Source organism: Streptococcus pseudopneumoniae (assembly GCF_001072925.1).
Classification (GTDB): Bacteria; Bacillota; Bacilli; order Lactobacillales; family Streptococcaceae; genus Streptococcus; species Streptococcus pseudopneumoniae_Q.
Genome location: NZ_JVHE01000057.1, coordinates 1 through 4410 on the forward strand (window position 1 = coordinate 1; position 4410 = coordinate 4410).

Sequence of the window (4410 nt, forward strand, 5' to 3'; positions counted from 1 at the left end):
CCGTACTCAAGTACAGCCTGCGGCTAGTTTCCTAGTTTGCTCTTTGATTTTCATTGAGTATAAAAAATGTATTTTAAAAACTGATCAATTTTGATATAATTTAATTATCAAACTAAAGGAGGCACTTATGTTTAAGGAAAAAAGAAATAAAGGATTTATTTCTGCCCTAGTCATTGCGCTGATTTTTTTGGCTTTGGCAGGATTGATGGGATTTTTGGGGAATAAGCATAAAAATCCCACAAAAGAATTTGCCAGTGATAGTCATTCAGGAGTTGAAGTGCGAATGACGGTTTATGATATCTATCCAGAGGTGGTAGGGGAAGTTGAAGGCGGTAGTGTAGTTTATATTGTCCAATATAGTAAGGACGGAGATGGAAAATATGCAGTAATCGAAGCTAGCGAGAATGATGCCACAATTAAGAGTATCATGGAGCAAGCAGAGGCTGGAACTCTTTACGATTATCCAGCAACCATAATTGGAACTCAACTACAACCACTTGCTACCAAAAAGAATAAGTCAAGAAATAATCGTATTGTCGATTTATCAGGCTTTTTAAAGTCTATCCTTGAACCATCATCAGTTGTTTATCAAAATATGAATAGCAATCTTTATTTAAGTACGACTGAACATGCCAATGATGGCTGGATATTTATCATTGGGGTGATTTTCTTTGGGGGAACAGGAGTATTTTTAGTAGTAAGTGCCTTTCTTATCCGGAAAAAAACGATTGCTTCTCTGGAAGAAATTTATCAAGCCTATCCAGAATTGCAAGGAAACGTTGAAAATATGGCTGGTTTAGCAGACTTTTATGATGAAAATTTAAAAGTAATTCTCTATAAAAACCACCTCATCACCTACTATAAAGGAACGCAAGCTTTAGATCTAAGAGATGTAGACCATCTTTATCTTGTAGAAACGAAGATTAATAAATCATTGTTTTCGAAAAAAATTTATCAATTTTGTTATATCCGTAAGAATGGCAAGAAAAAACAAGATATGGTTTTGAAATCAACAAAAACAGTTCAAGAAGAGCTTGAAGAACTTTGGAGTCTTATCTCAAAAAATTACCCTAATATCCAACTTGGAGTGTAAAAAGAAAGTATCGAAATTTCGATGCTTTTTTTAATATTCATTTAAGTAAATTAGTATAAAATATCAAATCATTTTACTTTTATTACTTTGTAAAAAATGTTATAATGTAGGATAGGATAAAATCCCATTTTTCTAAAATCCGAACTTAAGGAGTAAATAATATGTTTTTTAGACGTCAGGAAGGACAATATAGAGAAACAGACCGAGTAACGAGGTATAAATTGATCAAGTCAGGGAAACACTGGCTTCGAGCATCTACCTCTCTTTTTGGTTTGTTCAAGGTTCTTCGTGGTGGTATTGACACAGCTCAAGTTACAACAGAAGTTGTTGAAGATCGTGTTTCAACATCCCTAACTGGGCTTGATATCCTAAAGGGGATAGCCGCTGCGGGAACTGTCATAGGTGGAGGGATTGCGACCCAATCTCATATCTATGCCAATGAGCAGACTGCAGTGGAGAAAGTAGTTGAAGGGAATGAAGTTCTCGCTAATGTGGATCAAGTAACCTTGGGAACAGTTGGGCAAGGAGATCAAGAAACACCAACTTCAGACACAACTTCTCAGTCATTAAGTGAGAGTGAGTCTGTATCAGCGAGTGAATCTGCATCTGTATCAGTAAGCACAAGTGCTTCTGAGTCATCCTCAACTAGTGCATCTGTATCAGTAAGCACTTCGGCTTCAGAATCGGCAAGTACATCTGCATCTGAGTCAGCCTCATCGAGTTCAAGTGCATCAGAATCAGCAAGTACATCGGCTTCAACAAGTATCTCTGCTTCATCAACTGTAGCAGGATCACAAACAGCTGCGAAAGAAACTGTAACCGAAGCTGGAAAGGATACAAGCTCGCTAACTGATAAAGTAGGTGAATCATCAGAAACGGCATCGACAGCTTTGGAGGGCAAGGTAACACTTAATACCCTAATCTCAAAAGTAGAGAAAGTTTCAGATTCCACTACCAACTTCTCAGCGTTTGCAACGGATCTTGTAGCCACAACTGCCGCTACAGAAGCAACTGCTAAGAAGGTCGAAGAAGATCGTAAGAAACTTGCTAAACTTTCAGCTGAGATGGGTGAGTATCTTGCAAAAGCAGTAGATTTGCCAGATACGGACACTGCGATTCTCAAAGTTCAGAATGCGATTATTGAAATCGAAAATGCTCTGAAGGATCCGAATGCAGACCTTAGTGAAGTAATCCAAACAGCAACATCGGCACGTAATTCGATTGCTAATGTTGTTTTGAACGCGAATTCTGATCAGCTGAATAACCCTAATGGTCAAGCTATTCCTCAAAACGGGACTACTAGATCAACAGATTCTCAAAATCAGTCTAAACTTGATTCCGAAAAGGAAATTTTAGATCAAAATCTGTCTGAAGCTGAAATTCTAAAAAAATTAGCTAGTGATTATGCGGCGTCAGTTACTAATGCTGATCAAAAAGCAGTTATTGAACAAGCTATTGCTAATGTTCAGAAGGAGATCACTGCAAGTACTGATTTGCTTAGTACAAATGCCAGTCTCCAATCTTATGCTGAACAACGTAAGCGTTTAGGAGATTCCATTGATCAGTTAATGGCTTCTATGAATGCAGCAGGTTTTTCTGGCAATACGACTGTAAATGGTGCCCCTGCAATTAGTGCAAGTCTAAACGTTGCTAAAGGTGAGACAAAAGTTTATACAGGTAAAGGTGTAGATTCAGTATATAATGTTCCAATTTACTATAAATTGACGGTTAAAAATGATGGATCTAAATTGATCTTTGTCTATACAATATCCTATGATAATCCAGATACATCTATCGTTGAAAAACAAAATGTAAGAACTAACCATACTCTGTATAATACAGGAACGTCTAAACGAACAATGTTTACGCTAGGAAAGGGATTGGGAACACCTTCAAGTGTAACAAGTTATCTTACAGACTCCTCAGGAAAGAAATTTACTAATAATAACAAACTGAAAGACGCTACTACGCCTATTACTACCAATGGAACTGGCAATTACACATGGGGAGATGGTGCCCAGATGACTGGTTACTTTGCAAAACAAGGTTACGGTCTGACATCAACTTGGACAGTTCGAATTACTGGTACTGATACTTCCTTTACCTTTAGCCCGTTTGCTCGTGCAGATGATGATACAACATTTACTAACTACTTTGATAATAAAATTATTGAATCTGAGTCTAGCACGACAAGCCAGTCTCTTTCACAGTCTAAATCACTCTCAGTAAGTGCTAGTCAAAGCGCATCTGTTTCTGCATCAACAAGTGCCTCAGCTTCAGCAAGCACGAGTGCCTCAGCTTCAGCAAGCACAAGTGCATCTGCTTCAGCGTCAACGAGTGCCTCAGCTTCGGCATCAACAAGTGCCTCAGCGTCAGCAAGCACAAGTGCATCTAAGTCAGCGTCAACGAGTGCATCTGCTTCAGCATCGACAAGTGCATCTAAGTCAGCATCAACGAGCGCCTCAGCTTCGGCATCGACAAGTGCGTCTAAGTCAGCATCAACGAGTGCAAGTACATCAGCAAGTACATCCGCTTCAACGAGCGCAAGCACATCAGCAAGTACGTCAGCATCAACAAGTGCAAGTACATCAGCAAGCACGTCAGCCTCAACGAGCGCAAGTACCTCAGCATCAACAAGCGCAAGCACATCAGCAAGTACATCCGCTTCAACGAGCGCAAGCACATCGGCAAGTACGTCAGCCTCAACAAGTGCAAGTACATCAGCAAGCACGTCAGCCTCAACGAGCGCAAGTACATCAGCAAGTACATCCGCCTCAACAAGTGCAAGCACGTCAGCAAGTACATCCGCATCAACGAGCGCAAGTACATCAGCAAGCACTTCGGCCTCAACAAGCGCAAGCACATCGGCTAGCACGTCCGCATCAACGAGCGCAAGTACATCCGCAAGTACATCCGCAAGTACATCCGCAAGTACATCCGCAAGTACATCCGCCTCAACAAGTGCAAGCACATCTGCTAGCACGTCAGCAAGTACGTCAGCGTCAACAAGTGCATCGACATCAGCATCTGAGTCAGCGTCAACAAGTGCCAGCACCTCAGCAAGTACATCTGCTTCAACGAGCGCAAGTACGTCAGCAAGCACATCTGCTAGCACGTCAGCCTCAACAAGCGCAAGCACATCGGCAAGTAGCTCAGCCTCAATAAGTGCAAGAACCTCAGCAAGTACATCTGCTTCAACGAGCGCAAGTACGTCAGCAAGCACATCGGCTAGCACGTCTGCTTCAACAAGTGCCAGTACATCCGCAAGCACGTCAGCCTCAACAAGTGCAAGTACGTCAGCAAGTACATCCGCCTCA

Annotated in this window: 3 protein-coding genes and 1 pseudogene; 3 read left to right on the forward strand and 1 reads right to left on the reverse strand. The window is 41.1% G+C overall.

Annotated elements, in window-relative coordinates:
* Window positions 1-127: 127 nt before the first annotated feature.
* Both ADH81_RS02855 and ADH81_RS11620 read left to right on the forward strand, forming a co-directional pair.
* Window positions 128-1093 (forward strand): hypothetical protein, encoded by a 966-nt coding sequence (locus ADH81_RS02855; RefSeq protein ID WP_049526368.1) that lies wholly within the window; start codon window positions 128-130, stop codon window positions 1091-1093.
* 161 nt (window positions 1094-1254) lie between these two features.
* Window positions 1255-1494 (forward strand): annotated as a pseudogene (locus tag ADH81_RS11620) (accessory Sec-dependent serine-rich glycoprotein adhesin); the annotation flags it as partial.
* Between the two features lie 158 nt (window positions 1495-1652).
* Here the strand turns inward: ADH81_RS11620 and ADH81_RS11625 are convergent.
* Window positions 1653-2204, reverse strand: a complete 552-nt coding sequence (locus ADH81_RS11625) for a hypothetical protein (protein ID WP_049526370.1) — start codon at window positions 2202-2204, stop codon at window positions 1653-1655.
* Between ADH81_RS11625 and ADH81_RS10645 the strand changes: the two genes are divergently transcribed.
* On the forward strand, window positions 2158-4410 hold a 2253-nt coding region (locus ADH81_RS10645), incomplete at its 3' end, for an accessory Sec-dependent LPXTG-anchored adhesin (protein WP_414716801.1). The two genes, ADH81_RS11625 and ADH81_RS10645, sit on opposite strands and share 47 nt — an antisense overlap.